The 18,826-nt window shown below is 62.0% G+C and carries 18 protein-coding genes; 12 read left to right on the top strand and 6 right to left on the bottom strand.

Annotation, left to right across the window (positions count from 1 at the left end):
- Positions 1–228 precede the first annotated feature (228 nt).
- On the top strand, positions 229–1,578 hold the full coding sequence (locus ACTJK7_RS09470) for a spinster family MFS transporter (RefSeq protein WP_236196127.1): 1,350 nt from the start codon (positions 229–231) through the stop codon (positions 1,576–1,578).
- A 203-nt stretch (positions 1,579–1,781) separates the two neighbouring features.
- On the opposite strand, the gene rapA is transcribed toward ACTJK7_RS09470, so the two are convergent.
- Complete coding sequence (rapA, locus tag ACTJK7_RS09465) at positions 1,782–4,628, bottom strand: RNA polymerase-associated protein RapA (protein ID WP_085748196.1); 2,847 nt, start codon at positions 4,626–4,628, stop codon at positions 1,782–1,784.
- Positions 4,629–4,870: 242 nt separating this feature from the next.
- Here rapA and ACTJK7_RS09460 point away from each other — a divergent pair, with 242 nt between their 5' ends.
- Positions 4,871–5,212, top strand: a complete 342-nt coding sequence (locus tag ACTJK7_RS09460) for a hypothetical protein (protein ID WP_007959194.1) — start codon at positions 4,871–4,873, stop codon at positions 5,210–5,212.
- Here ACTJK7_RS09460 and ACTJK7_RS09455 read toward each other — a convergent pair.
- The 3 genes from ACTJK7_RS09455 to ACTJK7_RS09445 form a co-directional block, all read right to left on the bottom strand.
- Positions 5,182–6,393 carry an aminotransferase class V-fold PLP-dependent enzyme gene (locus tag ACTJK7_RS09455; protein ID WP_108559924.1) on the bottom strand — a complete coding sequence of 404 codons (1,212 nt, stop codon included), beginning with the start codon at positions 6,391–6,393 and terminating at the stop codon, positions 5,182–5,184. The two genes, ACTJK7_RS09460 and ACTJK7_RS09455, sit on opposite strands and share 31 nt — an antisense overlap.
- Entirely contained in the window at positions 6,390–6,860 is a 471-nt protein-coding gene (locus ACTJK7_RS09450; protein ID WP_108559926.1) for a RidA family protein, read from the bottom strand. The genes ACTJK7_RS09455 and ACTJK7_RS09450 overlap by 4 nt, the downstream gene beginning before the upstream one ends.
- A gap of 88 nt (positions 6,861–6,948) precedes the next feature.
- Complete coding sequence (locus tag ACTJK7_RS09445) at positions 6,949–7,815, bottom strand: LysR substrate-binding domain-containing protein (RefSeq protein ID WP_440780745.1); 867 nt, start codon at positions 7,813–7,815, stop codon at positions 6,949–6,951.
- A gap of 185 nt (positions 7,816–8,000) precedes the next feature.
- On the opposite strand from ACTJK7_RS09445, the gene ACTJK7_RS09440 reads away from it, so the two are divergent.
- Together ACTJK7_RS09440 and ccoM are read left to right on the top strand one after the other, a co-directional pair.
- Complete coding sequence (locus ACTJK7_RS09440) at positions 8,001–8,162, top strand: hypothetical protein (RefSeq protein WP_007959203.1); 162 nt, start codon at positions 8,001–8,003, stop codon at positions 8,160–8,162.
- Between the two features lie 145 nt (positions 8,163–8,307).
- Positions 8,308–8,424 (top strand): cytochrome c oxidase subunit CcoM, encoded by a 117-nt coding sequence (ccoM, locus tag ACTJK7_RS09435; RefSeq protein WP_007959205.1) that lies wholly within the window; start codon positions 8,308–8,310, stop codon positions 8,422–8,424.
- 574 nt (positions 8,425–8,998) lie between these two features.
- Here ccoM and ACTJK7_RS09430 read toward each other — a convergent pair.
- Positions 8,999–10,474: an inorganic phosphate transporter gene (locus ACTJK7_RS09430; protein ID WP_011332813.1), complete on the bottom strand. Its 1,476-nt coding sequence runs from the start codon at positions 10,472–10,474 to the stop codon at positions 8,999–9,001.
- A gap of 375 nt (positions 10,475–10,849) precedes the next feature.
- A complete protein-coding gene (locus tag ACTJK7_RS09425) occupies positions 10,850–11,050 on the bottom strand; it encodes a hypothetical protein (RefSeq protein WP_007957826.1) in 201 nt (66 codons plus the stop codon).
- Between the two features lie 210 nt (positions 11,051–11,260).
- Here ACTJK7_RS09425 and ACTJK7_RS09420 point away from each other — a divergent pair, with 210 nt between their 5' ends.
- From ACTJK7_RS09420 to pcaG, 8 genes are all read left to right on the top strand, one after another.
- The gene (locus ACTJK7_RS09420; protein WP_170929005.1) at positions 11,261–11,416 is read left to right on the top strand and encodes a hypothetical protein; all 156 of its coding nucleotides are present in this window, start codon (positions 11,261–11,263) and stop codon (positions 11,414–11,416) included.
- Between the two features lie 274 nt (positions 11,417–11,690).
- Entirely contained in the window at positions 11,691–12,533 is an 843-nt protein-coding gene (gene pcaR, locus ACTJK7_RS09415) for a pca regulon transcriptional regulator PcaR (protein ID WP_007917109.1), read from the top strand.
- 295 nt (positions 12,534–12,828) lie between these two features.
- Positions 12,829–14,175: an MFS transporter gene (locus ACTJK7_RS09410; RefSeq protein ID WP_323150784.1), complete on the top strand. Its 1,347-nt coding sequence runs from the start codon at positions 12,829–12,831 to the stop codon at positions 14,173–14,175.
- A 304-nt stretch (positions 14,176–14,479) separates the two neighbouring features.
- Complete coding sequence (locus ACTJK7_RS09405) at positions 14,480–15,337, top strand: CoA transferase subunit A (protein WP_003222404.1); 858 nt, start codon at positions 14,480–14,482, stop codon at positions 15,335–15,337.
- Positions 15,337–16,116 carry a CoA-transferase subunit beta gene (locus tag ACTJK7_RS09400; protein ID WP_236196120.1) on the top strand — a complete coding sequence of 260 codons (780 nt, stop codon included), beginning with the start codon at positions 15,337–15,339 and terminating at the stop codon, positions 16,114–16,116. Before ACTJK7_RS09405 ends, ACTJK7_RS09400 begins: the two co-directional genes overlap by 1 nt.
- Complete coding sequence (pcaF, locus tag ACTJK7_RS09395) at positions 16,113–17,318, top strand: 3-oxoadipyl-CoA thiolase (RefSeq protein WP_323150785.1); 1,206 nt, start codon at positions 16,113–16,115, stop codon at positions 17,316–17,318. The genes ACTJK7_RS09400 and pcaF overlap by 4 nt, the downstream gene beginning before the upstream one ends.
- 36 nt (positions 17,319–17,354) lie before the next feature.
- Complete coding sequence (pcaH, locus tag ACTJK7_RS09390; RefSeq protein ID WP_011332820.1) at positions 17,355–18,059, top strand: protocatechuate 3,4-dioxygenase subunit beta; 705 nt, start codon at positions 17,355–17,357, stop codon at positions 18,057–18,059.
- Between the two features lies 1 nt (position 18,060).
- Positions 18,061–18,627: a protocatechuate 3,4-dioxygenase subunit alpha gene (gene pcaG, locus ACTJK7_RS09385; RefSeq protein WP_011332821.1), complete on the top strand. Its 567-nt coding sequence runs from the start codon at positions 18,061–18,063 to the stop codon at positions 18,625–18,627.
- Positions 18,628–18,826: the final 199 nt, after the last annotated feature.

Below are 18,826 nucleotides of genomic sequence, written 5' to 3'. Positions count from 1 at the left end.
TGGGAAGGGGGGCGTGAAAGTATTTTTTCATTGCCGGATTTTTCCGCAAAACCCCCGGTTTTCGGGGGATTCGAAGCATTTCAAGGGCTTACGTTTCGTTACACGGCCATGGCCCGTCATCAGGCTTGCGAATGATCACAGACAGCCCCGACGAGCGTGACTAGATTGCAGGTTCCGGGCTCGGATGCGTTGGCAGTGAAGCCCTCATAACAATAAAGAGACGGACCCATGCAGAACTCGACCCAAGCGGCGAATGCCTGGCGCATTCTGTTCCTGCTGTTCCTTGCCAACCTGTTCAACTTCTTCGACCGCACCATTCCGGCGATCATCATCGAACCGATCCGCATGGAATGGCACCTCAGCGACTTTCAGCTGGGGATCGTCGGCACTGCGTTCACCCTGGTCTATGCGATCGCCGGCTTACCACTGGGGCGCATGGCCGACACCGGTTCGCGCAGCAAACTGATGGGCTGGGGTCTGGCGACCTGGAGCGCGCTGACGGCGGTTAACGGTCTGGTCGGCAGTTTCTGGAGTTTTCTGCTGGTGCGCATGGGCATCGGCATTGGTGAAGCCAGTTACGCGCCCGCCGCCAACTCGCTGATCGGCGACCTGTTCCCGGCCCATCGCCGGGCCCGGGCCATGGGCATTTTCATGCTCGGCCTGCCGCTGGGGCTGCTGCTGGCCTTCTTCACCATCGGCTGGATGGTCAAGGCATTCGACAGCTGGCGCGCACCGTTTTTCATCGCCGCCGTGCCGGGGCTGGTGCTGGCGGTGTTCATGTTTTTCATCAAGGAACCCAAGCGTGGCGCGGCGGAAACCGTGCAGGTGTCCCAGGAGAAAGTCGACAGGCCGATTCGTCGGGTTCTCGCCATTCCGACCTTCCTGTGGCTGGTGATGGCCGGATTGTGCTTCAACTTTGCGACGTACGCCTGCAACTCGTTCCTGGTGCCGATGCTGCAGCGTTATTTCCTGATGCCGTTGCAGGACGCGGCGGTGGCGACCGGGGTAATCGTCGGTGTGACCGGGCTGATCGGCCTGACCCTCGGCGGCTGGATCGCCGACAAGATTCACCAGCGGGTGGCCAACGGGCGACTGCTGTTTGCCGCGTTCAGCCTGATCATCTCGACCCTGTGCACGGCGTGGGCGCTGCATGCCGGGCGCATCGAGATCGGCGTGTTTGTCGCGGTGTTCAGCGTGGGCTGGCTGTTCGCCTACAACTTCTACACCTGCGTGTATACGGCGATTCAGGACGTGGTCGAGCCACGCCTGCGGGCCACGGCGATGGCGCTGTTCTTTGCCGGGTTGTATTTGCTCGGTGGTGGTCTGGGGCCGGTGGTGGTCGGCGGTTTGTCGGATCACTTCGCCAAGTCGGCGATGGCCTCGGCGGGCGCCGAGCAGATGACCGAGGCGTTTAAGGCCGTCGGTCTGCATGATGCGATGTACCTGATCCCGGTGGCGCTGTTCCTGACCATGGTGTTCCTGTTCCTCGCGGCACGCTGTTTTGTGCGGGATGCCAAGCGGATGAAGGACGGGCTGGTAGCGGTGGTTGAGCCGCAGAGTCAGGCCGTTACCGCTTGATGACCTGCATCGCCTGATCGTTCCCACGCTCTGCGTGGGAATGCAGCCCGGGACGCTCTGCGTCCCATTCGAGAGCTGGAACGCGGAGCGTCCCTTGAGGCATTCCCACGCGGAGCGTGGGAACGATCGGCGGGGGGGACAGGCAAACAAAAAGGCCCGCATCGCTGCGGGCCTTTTCGTTTTTGGCGATGGAGCAGGGCGGTTTAGCCCGCCACCAGCACCCGGATCGCTTCCAGTCGCAGCGCCGCTTTGTCGAGCATCGCCAGACCCTGTTCACGCTGCTTGCGCAGGGCGTCCAGTTCGCTGTCGCGTACGGTCGGGTTGACCGCCTGCAACGCGGTCAGGCGTGCCAGTTCTTCGTCGGTGTCGGCTGCCAGACGGCGGCGGGCCTCGGCCACACGCTCGGCGTGGCGCGGGGTGACCTTGTCTTCACCGGCGTTGATCCGTGGCGTCAGCTGATCGCGCTGGGCCTGGATGAACTTGTTGGCGCTGGCGCGCGGCACGCTTTCCAGTTGATCGTTGAGAGTTTCGAACGCCACGCGCGACGACAGGTCGTTGCCGTTGGCGTCGAGCAGGCAGCGCAGGGCGGCCGGCGGCAGGTAGCGGCCCAATTGCAGCGAACGCGGGGCAACCACTTCGCTGACGTAGAGCAATTCCAGCAAAACAGTGCCTGGCTTGAGCGCCTTGTTCTTGATCAGCGCAACGGCGGTGTTGCCCATCGAACCGGACAGCACCAGATCCATGCCGCCTTGCACCATCGGGTGTTCCCAGGTGATGAACTGCATGTCTTCGCGCGACAGCGCCTGGTTACGGTCGTAGGTGATGGTCACACCTTCGTCGTCGCCCAGCGGGAAGCTGGCGTCGAGCATCTTCTCGCTCGGCTTGAGGATCAGGGCGTTTTCCGAATGGTCTTCGCTGTCGATGCCGAAGGCGTCGAACAGGGTTTCCATGTAGATCGGCAGGGCGAACTGGTCGTCCTGCTCGAGGATGGCCTCGACCAGCGCTTCACCTTCGCCGGCGCCGCCGGAGTTGAGCTCCAGCAGACGGTCGCGACCGGTGTGCAGCTCGGCTTCCAGACGTTCGCGCTCGGTGCGCGCCTCGTCGATCAGCGCTTGCCACTCGCCGTCGTCGGCTTCTTCAAGCAGCGGCAGCAGGCGCGGTCCGAACTGATGCTGCAAGGCGTTGCCGGTCGGGCAGGTGTTGAGGAACGCGTTCAGCGCTTCGTGGTACCACTGGAACAGGCGCTCCTGCGGGCTGGTTTCCAGGTACGGCACGTGCAGTTCGATGATGTGCTTCTGGCCGATCCGGTCGAGACGACCGATCCGCTGCTCCAGCAGGTCCGGGTGCGACGGCAGATCGAACAGCACCAGGTGGTGGGCGAACTGGAAGTTGCGACCTTCACTGCCGATTTCCGAGCAGATCAGCACCTGCGCGCCGAACTCTTCGTCGGCGAAGTAGGCGGCGGCGCGGTCACGCTCGAGGATATTCATGCCTTCGTGGAACACCGTGGCCGGGATGCCGGAGCGCACGCGCAGGGCGTCTTCCAGGTCCATCGCGGTTTCGGCGTGGGCGCAGATCACCAGCACTTTGGTGCGCTTGAGCATTTTCAGCTGGTCGATCAGCCACTCGACGCGCGGGTCGAATTTCCACCAGCGTTCTTCTTCGCTGGCGTCCGGCTGGGCCTGGAAGCTGACTTCCGGGTACAGCTCGGCGTGTTCGCCCAGCGGCAGTTCGAGGTATTCGTCCGGGCACGGCAGCGGGTACGGGTGCAGCTTGCGCTCCGGGAAGCCCTGCACTGCGGCGCGGGTATTACGGAACAGCACGCGGCCGGTGCCGTGGCGGTCGAGCAGTTCACGCACGAGGCGGGCGCTGGCTTCGGTGTCGCCATCGTTGACGGCGGTGAGCAGGGCTTCACCTTCGTTGCCGAGGAAACCGTGGATGGTCTTGTGCGCGGCCGGCGACAGGCGACCCTTGTCCAGCAGCTCCTGAACGGCTTCGGCCACCGGGCGATAGTTTTCGCTCTCGGCGCGGAAGGCGGCCAGGTCATGGAAACGGTTCGGGTCGAGCAGGCGCAGACGGGCGAAGTGGCTGTCCTGACCGAGTTGTTCCGGGGTGGCGGTGAGCAGCAGCACGCCGGGAATGACCTCGGCCAGCTGTTCAACCAGCGAATATTCCGGGCTGACTTTGTCTTCGTGCCACACCAAGTGGTGGGCTTCGTCGACCACCATCAGGTCCCAACCGGCAGCGAACAGGGCGTCCTGCGCCTTTTCATCGTCGACCAGCCACTCCAGTGCCACCAGGGCCAGTTGGGTGTCTTCGAACGGGTTGGTGGCATCGCTTTCGATGAAGCGTTCTTCGTCGAACAGCGCGACCTGCAGGTTGAAGCGGCGGCGCATTTCCACCAGCCATTGGTGCTGGAGGTTTTCCGGTACGAGGATCAGCACGCGGTTGGCGCGGCCCGACAGCAGCTGGCGATGGATCACCAGACCGGCTTCGATGGTCTTGCCCAGACCCACTTCGTCCGCCAGCAATACGCGCGGCGCGATGCGGTCGGCGACTTCACGGGCAATGTGCAACTGGTGGGCGATCGGTTGTGCGCGCACGCCACCCAGGCCCCAGAGCGAAGACTGCAACTGGCGGCTGGTGTGTTCCAGGGTGTGATAACGCAGGGAGAACCACGCCAGCGGGTCGATCTGGCCGGCGAACAGACGGTCGCTGGCAAGACGGAACTGAATGAAGTTCGACAGTTGGGTTTCCGGCAGGGTGACCGCTTCGTTCTGCGCGTTGAGGCCGTGGTAGACCATCAGGCCGTCGACGTCGTCGACCTGCTGGACCGTCATCTTCCAGCCTTCGAAGTGAGTGATCGAATCGCCCGGCGAGAACCGCACGCGGGTGAGGGGCGCATTCCGTAGCGCGTACTGGCGAGTTTCGCCAGTGGCCGGGTAAAGCACGGTCAACAAGCGGCCGTCCTGTGCCAGAACGGTGCCTAAACCAAGCTCTGCTTCGCTGTCACTGATCCAGCGTTGCCCCGGTTGATACTGCTGCGCCATGCTGCCTGACTCCCACCTTGAAAAAGCGGGCTATCTTAACGGAATGAGGGCCCGAGGCCAAAGGATAAGGAGCCACAGCCCGGCTTTTAACCGCAATCGGCCAATTGCAGGGAAGATTAGGTCATGCATCGGTTTTACGGGATGTTGCGGCACCCCTGAGTGCCAAACCGGTCACAAGTTTGCGACCGATGGCTCAAGGCACCCTTGGCGCCGCCGATAACCTGCTGACAGGAGACCTTCATATGCTGCCACCGATGCTCCCCCTGAGCGCCGTGCCGATCACCTCCCAGCAGGATCCGATCCGCCAGCGACCGGATATTCCCCCTGTGGTGCCGGTGCAGGAAAGCTCCAACGAAAGCACCATCGACCTGCAAAAGCGCGACCCGGAAGAGGACGGCTATCTGCTGCGCGAAGAGCAGCGCCGCCAGCAGGAGCGCGATCGCCGGCGCCGCGAAGCCGACGACGACCCGGAAGCGCACCTTGCCGTGCCCGGCACCGAATTGAATGCCGACAACACCGTTCCGGTGGCGCCGCTGATGGAAGATCAGCCACGTCAGGGGCTTTGGGTCGACATCGAAATCTGAGGCCGGGTTGCCAGCTCCATCAGATTTTCCAGCAGCACGTCGATCTCTTCTTGTGTGTTCAAGTAACTCACCGAGACCCGCGCGATATTCGTCAGCCCGCGCGCCTGCATGTCCAGCGGCGTGTAGGCCACGCCATTGGCGCCGATGTTGATTCGTCGTTCGGCCAATGTCTGTTTGAGCGCCACACTGTCCCAGCCTTCCAGCGTGAAGGCGATCAGCCCGGATTGTTGATTGGCCGCGCCAAGATTCCGCAGCGTCAGGCCGGGAATCGCCTTCAGGCGTTGGCGCAGTCCATTGCTCAGGTGTGCGATGCGTTGGCGGATCGCGAACGCGCCGAGGCGATTGTGCTCCTCCAGCGCATTGGCCAGCCCGGCCAGCAGCGCCAGCGACACCTCGCTGGTTTCAAAGCGGCGGGCGTCGTCACGCAGGGTAAAGCGCTTGCCGTCCCACGGCGCCGACAATACATCGCGTTGCACGGGGAGCAGCCGTTGCAGAAATTGCTGCCGGATGTACATCAACGCCGTGCCGCGCGGCCCGCGCAGGAACTTGCGTCCGGCACCCTTGAGCACGTCGCACTGCAAGTCTTGAACATCGCAAGGCAACTGCCCCAGCGCCTGACCGGCATCGATGAAATAAGGGATGCCGTGACGCCGCGCCACACTGCCGATCTGCGCGGCGGGGTTGATCAGGCCACCGTTGGCCGGCAGCCAGGTCAGGGCGATCAGGCGGACCTGGCCGTCGATCATCTGCGCCAGGGCTTGCGGGTCGACTGCCCCGTGGGCGTTACAAGGAATCACTTCGAGCCGCGCGCCGGCCTTCACTGCTTCGGCCATGCACGCCAGATTGCCGGCCCATTCATGGCGACCCACCAGAATCCGCTCGCCGGGCTGCCACGGCCCCAGCGCGTTGAACGCCTGGCTCCAGGCCGCCGAGCCGCTGCTGGCGAAGGCAACATCCTCGGGTTCAGCGTTGAGCAGGGCGGCGGCCGCGTTGCGCGCGCGTTCCTGTACCCGGTTGTCCGCCGCTTCCATCGGCCCGCCGAGCGCTTCGCGTTGCAACTGTTCGATCACCGCGTCGAGGGTGGCCTGGCTCGGTAAGGAAGCGCCGGCGTGGTTGAAGTGGATCAACTGAGCGCAGCCAGGTGTGGCGGTGCGCAGACGCAGGATGTCGTCGATATTCACGGCTTGAGCTCGAAGATCGCGTCGATTTCCACCGCAACGCCGGCCGGCAGGCTCGCCACGCCGACCGCGGTGCGCACGTGTCGGCCCTTGTCGCCGAGGGCGTTGACCAGCAGGTTCGAGGCGCCGTTGGCGACGGCGCCCTGAGCCTTGAAGTCCGGCGTGGCGGCCACGAACACCCCGAGGCGCAGGATGCGCACCAGTTTCGACAGGTCATCGCCCAGTGCATGGCTCAACTGGGCGAGCAGGCCCAGGGCAGCCAGTTCAGCGGCTTTAACTCCTTCCTCGTCGGAAATCGCTTCGCCCAGACGCCCGATGAACGCAGGTTTGCCGTCGAGCAATGGAATCTGCCCGGAGATGAACAACTGATTCTGGCTGAGCACATGGTTGACGTAATTGGCGATCGGCTGGCTCGGTTCGGGCAGGCGCAGGCCGAGTTGTTGAACGCGTTGGCTGAGGGAATCGGTCATGGGAAGTCCTCCTGAGTGAGGGCTTCAGCATGTTGGCGCGAGCGGAGGGCGACAAACGGATAGATTTAATCCGACGCATCCAAAAAACTCATGCGTTCGCGGTGGCCTCTAACCATTGGCAGAAACATTGCGCTGGCGACGTGAGCGGGCGTTGCGGGGTGACCAGCCAAAAACCGATCTCGCCGAGCATCGGCGGCGTGTCGAAGGCTGGCACCAACGCGCCGTCCTTGATCCGCCGTTCGATCATTCGTTGCCGGCCCATGGCAATGCCCTGACCAGCGACGGCCGCTTCGACGACGATGTTGTAGTCGTGCAGCATGACGCTGGGCACATGAGTCAGATCGATGCCGCTGTTTTGCTGCCAGTCGATCCATTCGAACGGCTGGCGCGATTTGGCCATCAGCAACGGTCCGTTGCTCACGCCCTTGGCCTTGAAGGCCGGGCTGCATACCGGCATCAGGGTTTCGCCCATGAACCGGCGGGCCTGGACTTTCGGCCAGCCGCCCTTGCCGTAGCGGATCGCCAGATCCACCTCGCCCGCGTCGACGTCGGCCAGTTGCACGGCGGGCAGCAGTTCGACATGGATGTTCGGGTATTTCGCGTTGAAATCCGCCAGACGCGGCGCCAGCCATAAAGTGGCGAAAGAGGCGAGCAGACCGATGCGCAGGTTGGTGGGGCGTTCGCCGCGCAGGTGGAGGGTGGCGGCGGCAATCGCGGCGAGGGCCGGTTCGATCTGCCGGTAGTAATGTTCGCCGGCGGGTGTCAGATCAATCGCCCGGGTGCGGCGCACGAACAGTCGCTGATCGAGGAATTCTTCGAGTTTGTGCACCTGATGGCTGATCGCGCTTTGGGTCACCGACAGCTCATCGGCAGCCTTGATGAAACTCAAATGGCGGGCCACGGCCTCGAAGGCGCGCAAGGCCATCAGCGGTGGCAGATCCTGATGCAGGGGCACGGCGCAGATCCTTCGGGTTCAGGGCGAGGTGCCGATTGTGCGGGCAAATCCGGTGGGCGGTACATGAATTGTTGTAGAGCGTTCAGGTCAGTGGCTGGTCAGCGCTTGCGTCAGGCCGCATTATTGGCGCAGTCCTGTCGGAGATCCGGCAGTTGTGATTCAGTCCAAGCGATGCACCGAACGCCATGAGCCAAGACGACAAGCTGATTGACCTCAACACCGAACGCGCCAAGCGGGTGCATGACCTCAACGAGAAGCGCCTGAATGAAGTTCGCCAGGCTTTCGAGCAGGCCATGCCTTTGGGTAAACCGAAGAAAAAGCCGAAAAACAAACCGAAAAAGCGTTGATCTCCTCTGCATCCGTTGATGCAGGTCAGTTATTTTCCCTCCTTTCTTCTGCGTATTGACCGGCATTGATCCCGGTCAATTCCTGCGCCTGCCTGATTGGTTAACTTAGCTCCATCGCAGCAGAGCAGGGGCCAGGAGGCCAGTCATGTTTTTCGATAACGTGGTGTTTGCCGGGGTCCTGACTGTGGGCCTGATGGTTCTGTTTTTTGCAGGGTTTGGATTTTTTATCTGGAAGGATGCGAACAAGCGCAAGAAGCCTTGATTCTTCCGGGTTTGATGAGCACGCAAGGCATTTTGGGCAACTTCGGTTGCCCTTTTTTTTGTCTTCTTGGCGGCCTTTGGGCCGACCATGCTTTGGGTTGTTTGGGGTGAATATCCGATGCTGCGGTAACGGCTTCTTAGGGTTCCGCCCTTACGGCGGGTCACTTTGGCAAACGCCCCAAAGTAACCAAAACGCTGGGCCCCGGCGTTCGGCGCCTCGCTGTGGCTCGGCGTTCCTTCGTTCCGGGATTTATCCGGGGGCATCGCCTACGGTTTGCTTCGCTGCACCTCCTCTCGATGTGTTTGGCTCCGCCAAACGGTCGCTGCGCTCCCACCCCCGGATCAATCCCTCCACTCAGCCTTCCGATGGGGCCGGCACGTCAAAAGCGGTACTCGAGCTAACGCTCATCGTGTTGAGTGGTGAGGAGCGGAAAGCGGAAAGCGACTGCTTTTGCTTTTGATCGTTCCCACGCTCCGCGTGGGAATGCAGCCCGGGACGCTCTGCGTCCCATTTCTGAAGGCAACAAAAAAGGCGTGATCCTTTCGAATCACGCCTTCTTCATTACAGCGGTCTATCAGCTCCCCAGCGCCTTCGACGCCAGCCAGAACAGGCCGGCCGACAGGGCCACGGTGGCCGGCAGGGTCAGGACCCAGGCCAGCAGGATGGTTTTCACCGTGCCGCCTTGCAGGCCGCTTTTGTTGGCGACCATGGTGCCGGCCACGCCCGAGGAGAGGACGTGGGTGGTGGACACCGGCAGGCTGAAGATGTTGGCCATGCCGATCAGGCTGGCGGTGGTGATCTGGGCCGACATGCCTTGGGAATAGGTCATGCCTTGCTTGCCGATCTTCTCACCGATGGTCAGTACCACGCGTTTCCAACCGACCATGGTGCCCAGGCCCAGGGCCAGCGCTACCGCCAGAATCACCCAGAACGGGGCGTATTCGGTGGTGGTGGTCAGGTCTTTGCGCAGTTTGTCCAGGTCGGCTTTTTCACGAGCGGCGAGGCCTGGCAGTTTGCTGACTTTCTTCGCGGTGTCGTCCAGGCAGAGCAGGTAGCGACGCACTTCGATGCGGCTTTCAGCGGACAGCGAGTGGTAGTCAGCTACACCTTTGAGCGTGTCGAGCAGGGCGGCGATGGTCGGTTCGGTCTGTTGCGGGTTGCAACGGAATTTCTCCGGCAGGTCGCCTTCCACGCTTTTGCCCAGGGCCAGGAATTCGCCCAGGGTATCGGCGTTGCGCTTGTAGAACTGGCTCAGGTGCAGGGTCGCGTCGCGAGTGCGTTCGATCTGGTAGGTAGTGCTGTTCAGGTCGAGTACGAACTGCGCAGGCACGATACCGATCAGTACCAGCATGATCAGGCCGATACCTTTCTGGCCGTCGTTGGAGCCGTGCACGAAGCTCACGGCCATGGCCGAGATCACCAGGACCAGACGGTTCCAGAACGGTGGGTGCTTCTTGTCGTCGATCTTGCGGCGCTGTTCCGGCGTCTTGTGCATCTTCGACAGCGGGCGCCACCATTTCAGGCCGATCAGCACCAGTGCGGCGATCAGGAAGCCGGCCATCGGCGAGAACACCAGCGAGGCGCCAATGTCGATCGCTTTCTGCCAGTTGACCCCGTCGGCCAATGGGATTTCGTTGATCAGGGCGTTGGCCAGGCCGACACCGAGGATCGAGCCGATCAGTGTGTGCGAACTGGAGGCCGGGATACCGAAGTACCAGGTGCCCAGGTTCCAGGCGATCGCGGCGGCGAGCAGCGAGAACACCATTGCCAGACCATGGCCGGTGTTCACGTTGATCAACAGTTCTACCGGCAGCAGGTGCACGATGGCATACGCCACGCCAACGCCGCCCAGCAATACGCCGAGGAAGTTGAACACGCCCGAGAAGAACACCGCCAGGTGAGGCGGCATCGCTTTGGTGTAGATAACAGTGGCTACCGCGTTAGCGGTGTCATGAAATCCATTGATGAACTCGAAGGCGAGGACAAATGTCAGGGCGAGCAGGAGGCTCACAAGCACCCAGGCATCCAGTCCGCTGAATAAATCGATCATGAAGGTTTTCTGACCCGGTCATAAGGGGGCGCGATTATGCCAGAAAAGACTGGAAATCGATCCCCTACCTGCTCATCGGTAACATTCTTCAACGAATTAATTTGTATCAGAGGGCATTACCCCAGCTTTTTACGCGGTTTTGCAAGTCATTGATTAAGTTAAGAAAAACGTGAAGAGCCGGTGGGTTGGCCGGTTGTCGGGAGGGGCCAGAAGCTTGTATGAAATATCTTGGAAACACGTCTGACATGCTCCAAACCTGTGCAATACAGGGGAGTTGGCCGCTGCCCGCGGGTAGCGGGCGCGCAAGGCATCGTCAGTCCACCGTGCTCGTAACCCGGTGAGTACGCTTACCCTCGAAAGATGGAAGGGACGGCTTCAAGGCTCTTCGGCTTTGAGTTCCTCTTCCATTTTTTTCAGTTCTTGCTGGAAGACCTGATCCTGAACGGTAGGGCGTTTACGCCAGGCTTTGCGTTCTGGTTCGGGCTGGGCGGCGTAGGTGGTGACTTCCCCGCCGTAAACTTCCTTGTAACGTTGTTCCTGGCGCTCAAGTTCCGCGCGCAGTTCGTCTTTCGTCACAGTGCTACCTGTATGAGTTGAGATAAATGTCTGGTGAACGCACTGCAACGGATCATTTAACCGGTTCGCCAACAAGCGCTTGCCTGTGCAGGCAGCGCTATTGTCGGGAAGCGGTCAGGACTTCCATGTTGCAGGCGGCTACGGCACCAGATTAAAACTGACGCAGCATCAGTTTCCTGTTTCAGCGAGCGCGCTGGCGGTGCATGAGTAATGAGCATCAGGCGCTGGCCGGGGCTGGCGGCGATGGACATCGCGCCAGCGAGCGACACCGTCTGCAAAAAAAGCGCGGTGTCGCTGAGGTGCATTATAGCGGCCGAATCGGGATTGACTATCTTTGCCAAACTAAAAACGGTTCCGGATGTGTGATTGTTTTGTGACGTACAACTTTCATCGATAGTTGCATCGTTGTTGCGCAGTGTTTGGTTTCTGGCGCCATTTAGTCGAACAACTAAGGCGCTTAAATTCCGCAGGCTTCCCTAGTTCAAATCCGCTCTGCACAGCCCCAGCCAAAGAGGAGAGGATGATTGCGATTATCGGTCGACGGTTCGATAATCGCCCGGTGTTGGCGGTCTGTCGCTTGTGTAACCGCCGGCGAGCCGTTTGTATAGCCGTTGATCCGAACAAGAAAAAAGGACCCGACATGAACGATCAAATGCGCAATTCCTTCACCTCGGTAGCGCCGCCGATCGTCGCTTCGCCGGCCAAGCGTATCCAGGCCCTGACCGGTGATCCGGATTTCATGACCTCCCTGGCCCGTGGCCTGGCGGTAGTACAGGCGTTCCAGGAGCGCAAGCGCCACCTGACCATCGCCCAGATCAGCCACCGTACGGAAATTCCCCGCGCCGCCGTGCGCCGTTGCCTGCACACACTGATCAAGCTCGGCTACGCCACCACCGACGGGCGTACGTATTCGCTTCTGCCGAAAGTGCTGACCCTCGGCCACGCCTATCTGTCTTCGACGCCGTTGGCGGTCTCTGCCCAGCCGTACCTCGACCGCATGAGCGAGCAACTGCATGAGGCCTGCAATATGGCCACGCTGGAAGGCGACGACATTCTCTACATCGCCCGTTCGGCCACCACTCAGCGTCTGATTTCGGTTGACCTCTCGGTGGGCGGGCGCTTGCCGGCGTATTGCACGTCCATGGGGCGGATTCTGCTGGCGGCGCTCGACGACACCTCGCTGCGCGAATATCTCGACCACGCCGAACTGGTGGCCAAGACCAGCCGCACGATTCACACCCCTGACGCCCTGCTCGAATGTCTGCAGGAAGTCCGGCAGCAAGGCTGGTGCATTGTCGATCAGGAACTGGAGCAGGGCCTGCGTTCGATCGCCGTGCCGGTGTACGACGCTTCCGGCCAGGTGGTGGCCGCGCTCAACGTCAGCACCCACGCCGGTCGCGTCAGCCGCACCGAGCTGGAGCAGCGCTTTCTGCCCGGCCTGTTGAGCGCCAGCCGCGACCTCAGTGCGCAGTTGTTCGCCTGATGAAGCTGTTCGATAAACGCACAGAGTTGCGTTTATCGAATTGACGCTAAAACCCCCGGATCATTAATGTCGCGGCAGCGTCATCCGGCGCGAATGTGAATGAGCCCGCCGGATTGTCGACTCCCATAATAATGACAAGAGGCAACTTCCCATGCGCACGTTCCCCGACTGTCGCCGCTCCCGTTCCTGTTGCCGGTATTAGCGCAACGCCTGATTTCTTCCTTATATAGTTGTGACCGTGCCGCTCTCTGGCCGGCCGCCGTTCGACTGCGTTTTCTTGCGTGGAATAAAAATAATGAACCAGCCTCAGTCCGCTGTAGGTCACTGCCTCGACGTGCAGTCCTTCATCAATGCCCAACCGATCTCGCGCTATCAATGGCGCGTGGTGATTCTGTGTTTCCTGATTGTGTTCCTCGATGGCCTCGACACCGCGGCCATGGGTTTTATCGCGCCGGCCCTGTCCCAGGACTGGGGCATCGACCGCGCCAGCCTCGGCCCGGTGATGAGTGCCGCGCTGATCGGCATGGTCTTCGGCGCGCTGGGCTCCGGTCCGCTGGCTGACCGCTTCGGGCGAAAAGTCGTACTGGTCGGCGCGGTATTTCTGTTCGGCGCCTTCAGCCTGGCTTCGGCCTACGCCACCAACGTCGATCAACTGCTGGTACTGCGTTTCCTCACCGGTCTGGGACTGGGCGCGGGGATGCCGAACGCCACCACGCTGTTGTCGGAATACACCCCGGAGCGCAAGAAGTCATTGCTGGTGACCAGCATGTTCTGCGGCTTCAACCTGGGCATGGCCGGCGGTGGATTCATCTCGGCCAAGCTGATTCCTGCGTTTGGCTGGCACAGTCTGTTGCTGATCGGCGGGATCCTGCCGCTGATCCTCACCGTGGTGCTGCTGCTCTGGCTGCCGGAATCGGCACGTTATCTGGTGGTGCGCAATCGCGGCACCGACAAAGTGCGCCAGACCCTCGCCCCCATTGACCCGGCCATAGTCGCTCAGGCTGCGAGTTTCAGTGTGCCGGAACAGAAAACCGTCAAAGCGCGCAATGTGTTCGCGGTGATTTTCTCCGGTACCTACAGCGTCGGCACGTTGCTGCTGTGGCTGACCTACTTCATGGGCCTGGTGATTGTTTACCTGCTGACCAGCTGGCTGCCGACCCTGATGCGCGACAGCGGCGCGAGCATGGAGCAGGCCGCTTTCATCGGCGCGTTGTTCCAGTTCGGCGGGGTGTTGAGTGCGGTCGGCGTAGGCTGGGCGATGGACCGCTTCAATCCGCACAAGGTCATCGGCATTTTCTACCTGCTGGCCGGGGTGTTCGCCTACGCCGTGGGGCAGAGCCTGGGCAATATCACGCTGCTGGCGACGCTGGTGCTGGTGGCGGGCATGTGCGTCAACGGTGCTCAATCAGCGATGCCGTCGCTGGCGGCGCGGTTTTATCCGACTCAGGGCCGGGCGACGGGTGTGTCGTGGATGCTCGGGATCGGCCGTTTCGGCGCGATTCTTGGGGCGTGGATGGGCGCGACCCTGCTGGGTTTGGGCTGGAATTTCGAACAGGTGCTGACGGCGCTGGTGATTCCGGCGGGCCTGGCCACGGCAGCAGTGGTGATCAAGGGTCTGGTCAGTCACGCGGACGCGACCTGAGTTTCATTGCAGGATCGTTCCCGCGTCGAACTGGCCGCAGAGGTTGCTCCGCGTTCGGTTTCGGAAGGGACGCGGAGCGTCCCGGGCTGCATTCCCACGCAGAGCGTGGGAACGATCAGCGGCTCTCCCGCACGCGGTGCGGGAGTGATCATTAGGCAGATAACAATCTGTTCGATAAACGAACACTCAGTCGATTATCGGATTGTTTGGCGAAAATCAGCGGCTTAATCTTCAGTGACTCCGGCGCAGAACCTCGCGCCTTTTTATTCACTGGCGATTCATTACAAAAACGGGAGCCCGCTCCATGGCTGAGATCCTTTCGCTGCACGACGCGGTGAAGCAATTCGTCAACGACGGCGATACCGTCGCGCTCGAAGGCTTCACTCACCTGATCCCTACGGCGGCGGGTCATGAAATCATTCGTCAGGGCAAGAAAGATCTGACCCTGGTGCGGATGACGCCTGACCTGATCTACGACCAACTGATCGGCGCCGGCTGTGCACGCAAGCTGATCTTCTCCTGGGGCGGCAACCCTGGCGTGGGTTCGCTGCACCGTCTGCGCGACGCGGTCGAGAAGCAATGGCCGCACGCGCTGGAAATCGAAGAACACAGCCACGCCGACCTGGCCAACGCCTACGTCGCCGGCGCTTCCGGCCTGCCATTCGCGGTGCTTCGAGCCTACGCCGGTTCCGACCTGCCGAAGGTCAACCCGCTGATCAAGTCCGTGACTTGCCCGTTCACCGGTGAAGTGCTGGCGGCGGTGCCGTCGGTGCGCCCGGACGTGACCGTGATCCACGCCCAGAAAGCCGACCGTCAGGGCAACGTGCTGCTGTGGGGCATTCTCGGTGTGCAGAAAGAAGCCGCACTGGCCGCCAAACGCTGCATCGTCACCGTCGAAGAAATCGTCGACAACCTCAACGCGCCGATGAACGCCTGCGTGCTGCCGACCTGGGCATTGAGCGCGGTCTGCCATGTACCCGGTGGCGCGCATCCGTCGTACGCCCACGGTTACACCGAACGTGACAACCGCTTCTATCAGGCGTGGGATCCGATCGCCCGCGACCGTGAGACGTTTACCGCGTGGATCAACGAATACATCCATGGCTGCGCTGACTTCAGCGAGTTCCAGGCCAAGTTGGCCGCTGCTTCGGAGGCCAAGTAATGACTTACACCACCAATGAAATGATGACCGTTGCCGCGGCCCGTCGCCTGCAGAACGGCTCGGTGTGCTTCGTCGGCATCGGCCTGCCGTCGAAAGCCGCCAACCTGGCGCGCCTGACCTCGTCGCCGGACGTAGTGCTGATCTACGAATCCGGCCCGATCGGCGCCAAACCCAGCGTATTGCCACTGTCGATCGGTGACGGTGAACTGGCAGAAACCGCGGACACTGTTGTGCCGACCGGTGAGATTTTTCGCTACTGGCTGCAGGGCGGGCGCATCGACGTCGGTTTCCTCGGCGCAGCCCAGGTCGACCGTTTTGGCAACATCAACACCACTGTGGTCGGCGACTATCACCAGCCGAAAGTACGCCTGCCGGGTGCCGGTGGCGCGCCGGAAATTGCCGGCTCCGCCAAAAGCGTGCTGATCATCCTTAAACAGTCGGCGCGTTCGTTTGTCGACAAACTCGATTTCATTACCTCGGTCGGCCATGGCGAGGGCGGCGATTCGCGCAAACGTCTGGGCCTGCCGGGTGCCGGCCCGGTCGGGATCATTACCGACCTGTGCATCATGGAGCCGGAAGAGGGCACCCACGAGTTCGTGGTCACCGCACTGCACCCGGGCGTGACTCGCGAGCAAGTGGTCGCCGCCACCGGTTGGGCGATCCGTTTTGCCGACAGCGTTGCAACCACCGCTGAACCGACAGAAGTCGAACTGACTGCGCTGCGCGATCTCGAAGCGCGCACGGCCGCTGCCCACGGCCAGGCACCGGGAGAAGCATGATGCGTGACGTTTATATCTGCGATGCGATTCGTACCCCCATCGGTCGTTTCGGTGGCGGTCTGGCGGCGGTTCGCGCCGACGACCTGGCCGCCGTGCCGATCAAGGCCCTGATGGAACGCAATCCGTCGGTGGACTGGAGCGCCATCGACGAGGTATTCCTCGGCTGCGCCAACCAGGCTGGCGAAGACAACCGTAACGTGGCGCGCATGGCGTTGCTGCTGGCCGGTCTGCCGGAGAGCGTGCCGGGCGTCACTCTCAATCGCCTCTGCGCGTCGGGCATGGATGCCATCGGCACCGCGTTCCGCGCCATCGCCAGCGGTGAAATGGAGCTGGCGATTGCCGGCGGCGTCGAGTCGATGTCCCGCGCACCGTTCGTGATGGGCAAGGCTGATGCGGCGTTCTCGCGCAACATGAAGCTGGAAGACACCACCATCGGCTGGCGTTTCATCAACCCGTTGATGAAGGCGCAGTACGGCGTCGATGCGATGCCGCAGACCGCTGACAATGTTGCCGACGATTACGAAATTTCCCGCGAGGATCAGGACGCTTTCGCCCTGCGCAGTCAGCAACGTACGGCCGCTGCCCAGGCTGCCGGCTACTTCGCCGAGGAAATCGTCGAAGTGCGGATCGCCCACAAGAAGGGTGAAACCGTGGTCAGCCAGGACGAACACCCACGCGCCGACACCACGCTTGAAGCGCTGAGCAGACTGAAACCGGTCAACGGCCCGGACAAGACCGTCACCGCAGGCAACGCGTCGGGCGTGAATGACGGTGCCGCCGCGCTGATTCTGGCCTCGGCGGAAGCGGTGAAAAAACACGGCCTGACCGCTCGCGCCAAAGTGCTCGGCATGGCCAGCGCCGGGGTCGCGCCACGGGTGATGGGCATCGGCCCGGTGCCGGCGGTGCGCAAACTCACCGAACGCCTCGGCGTTGCGGTCAGCGATTTCGATGTGATCGAACTCAACGAAGCGTTTGCCAGCCAGGGTCTGGCGGTATTACGCGAGTTGGGGCTGGCGGACGACGCGGCCCAGGTCAACCCGAACGGTGGCGCGATTGCCTTGGGCCACCCGTTGGGCATGAGCGGTGCGCGACTGGTGCTGACCGCGCTGCATCAGCTGGAAAAATCCGGTGGCAAGAAAGGTCTGGCGACCATGTGCGTCGGTGTCGGCCAGGGTCTGGCCCTGGCCATCGAACGCGTCTGACGCAAGCCGTGACGAAAAAGAACAGAGGAAAGCGAAATGACTGACAAGCCTGGTTACCGCCGCCCGCAGGAAGGCACCCAGCCGCCGTACCTGCATCCGACCTATCAATCCACCAATCTGCGCTCGCCGTCCAAGCCGCTGGTGTTTCTGCCGCATTCGCTGTCGGAAATCACCGGCCCGACCATCGGCGCCGAGCGTGTGGCCGACACCGATAACGATCTGACTGCCCAGCATCAGGGCGAACCGCTCGGCGAGCGGATCATCATTCACGGGCGTGTGCTCGACGAAGACGGTCTGCCGGTGCCGGGGATTCTGGTGGAGATCTGGCAGGCCAACGCCGCCGGTCGCTATAACCATGCCCGTGACCTGCACGATGCACCGCTGGATCCGAATTTCACCGGCACCGGTCGCACCGTGACCGACGCCGACGGCTGGTATCAGTTCCAGACCATCAAGCCCGGCGCCTATCCGTGGGGCAACCACCACAACGCCTGGCGCCCGGCGCATGTGCATTTCTCGCTGTTCGGGCCGAGCATCCTGACCCGTCTGGTCACGCAAATGTATTTCCCGGGCGACCCGCTGCTGGCCTACGACCCGATCTACAACTGCGTGCCGGACACCTCGGCCAAGGAACGCCTGATCGCCGCTTTCGATCTGGAAAAAACCATTCCGTCCTACGCCCTCGCTTATCGCTGGGACATCGTGCTGCGCGGCCGCGAAGCCACGCCGATGGAGAAATGAGATGACCCTGACTGCGACCACGTCCCACACCGTCGGGCCGTATTACCACATCGGCCTGACCTGGCTGAACCGTGAAAACCTGGCCAACGAACTGACCCTCGGTCAGCGCGTGGCGATCACCGGCCAAGTGGTGGACGGCAACGGCGACGTCGTCAACGACGCCATGCTCGAAGTCTGGCAGGCCAACGCCGCCGGCAAATACGATCACCCGGAAGACGAGCAGGCCAAACCGCTCGACCCGAATTTCGAAGGCTTCGGCCGGGTGCCGGTAGATGCCGATGGGCGCTTCCGTTTCACCACCATCAAGCCGGGCACGGTCGAAGGCCTGAAAGGCACGACCCAGGCGCCGCATCTGGTGGTGCTGGTGTTTGCGCGCGGGCTGGTGAAGCACTTGCTGACACGGATTTATTTCGAGGGCGATCCGGCGAACGTCAATGATCCGCTGCTCGAATGCGTACCGGCCGAGCGCCGCGATACGTTGCTGGCGAAGCCGGATGCGGCGGGTGTCTATCAGTGGAATGTGATCCTGCAGGGCACTGATGCCGAGACCGTGTTCTTCGATTATTGAACCGGATACTGATCGTTCCCACGCTCTGCGTGGGAATGCATACCGTGACGCTCCGCGTCACAGTGGACGCAGAGCGTCCATGGCGGCATTCCCACGCGGAGCGTGGGAACGATCAGAGATCGGGTCTGGTTGGTGATCCAATGTGGAACGGGACTGTTGCGAAGTGTGTCTAGACTCTCACTGTCCCTATCGAGTGAAA

This window comes from Pseudomonas sp. 22085 (assembly GCF_052045815.1).
Lineage (GTDB): Bacteria > Pseudomonadota > Gammaproteobacteria > Pseudomonadales > Pseudomonadaceae > Aquipseudomonas > Aquipseudomonas glycinae.
Note: the sequence above shows the minus strand (reverse complement) of the source record. Positions and strands in the feature narration are given on the sequence as shown.

Coding starts and splice junctions, on each gene's coding strand:
- ccoM (WP_007959205.1), top strand. CDS start 8,308: ATGTTTTTCGATAACGTGGTGTTTGCCGGGGTCCTGACTGTGGGCCTG.
- ACTJK7_RS09430 (WP_011332813.1), bottom strand. CDS start 10,474: ATGATCGATTTATTCAGCGGACTGGATGCCTGGGTGCTTGTGAGCCTC.
- ACTJK7_RS09420 (WP_170929005.1), top strand. CDS start 11,261: ATGAGCATCAGGCGCTGGCCGGGGCTGGCGGCGATGGACATCGCGCCA.
- pcaG (WP_011332821.1), top strand. CDS start 18,061: ATGACCCTGACTGCGACCACGTCCCACACCGTCGGGCCGTATTACCAC.
- ACTJK7_RS09440 (WP_007959203.1), top strand. CDS start 8,001: ATGAGCCAAGACGACAAGCTGATTGACCTCAACACCGAACGCGCCAAG.
- ACTJK7_RS09400 (WP_236196120.1), top strand. CDS start 15,337: ATGACTTACACCACCAATGAAATGATGACCGTTGCCGCGGCCCGTCGC.
- ACTJK7_RS09470 (WP_236196127.1), top strand. CDS start 229: ATGCAGAACTCGACCCAAGCGGCGAATGCCTGGCGCATTCTGTTCCTG.
- ACTJK7_RS09405 (WP_003222404.1), top strand. CDS start 14,480: ATGGCTGAGATCCTTTCGCTGCACGACGCGGTGAAGCAATTCGTCAAC.
- ACTJK7_RS09410 (WP_323150784.1), top strand. CDS start 12,829: ATGAACCAGCCTCAGTCCGCTGTAGGTCACTGCCTCGACGTGCAGTCC.
- pcaH (WP_011332820.1), top strand. CDS start 17,355: ATGACTGACAAGCCTGGTTACCGCCGCCCGCAGGAAGGCACCCAGCCG.
- pcaR (WP_007917109.1), top strand. CDS start 11,691: ATGAACGATCAAATGCGCAATTCCTTCACCTCGGTAGCGCCGCCGATC.
- rapA (WP_085748196.1), bottom strand. CDS start 4,628: ATGGCGCAGCAGTATCAACCGGGGCAACGCTGGATCAGTGACAGCGAA.
- ACTJK7_RS09460 (WP_007959194.1), top strand. CDS start 4,871: ATGCTGCCACCGATGCTCCCCCTGAGCGCCGTGCCGATCACCTCCCAG.
- ACTJK7_RS09450 (WP_108559926.1), bottom strand. CDS start 6,860: ATGACCGATTCCCTCAGCCAACGCGTTCAACAACTCGGCCTGCGCCTG.
- pcaF (WP_323150785.1), top strand. CDS start 16,113: ATGATGCGTGACGTTTATATCTGCGATGCGATTCGTACCCCCATCGGT.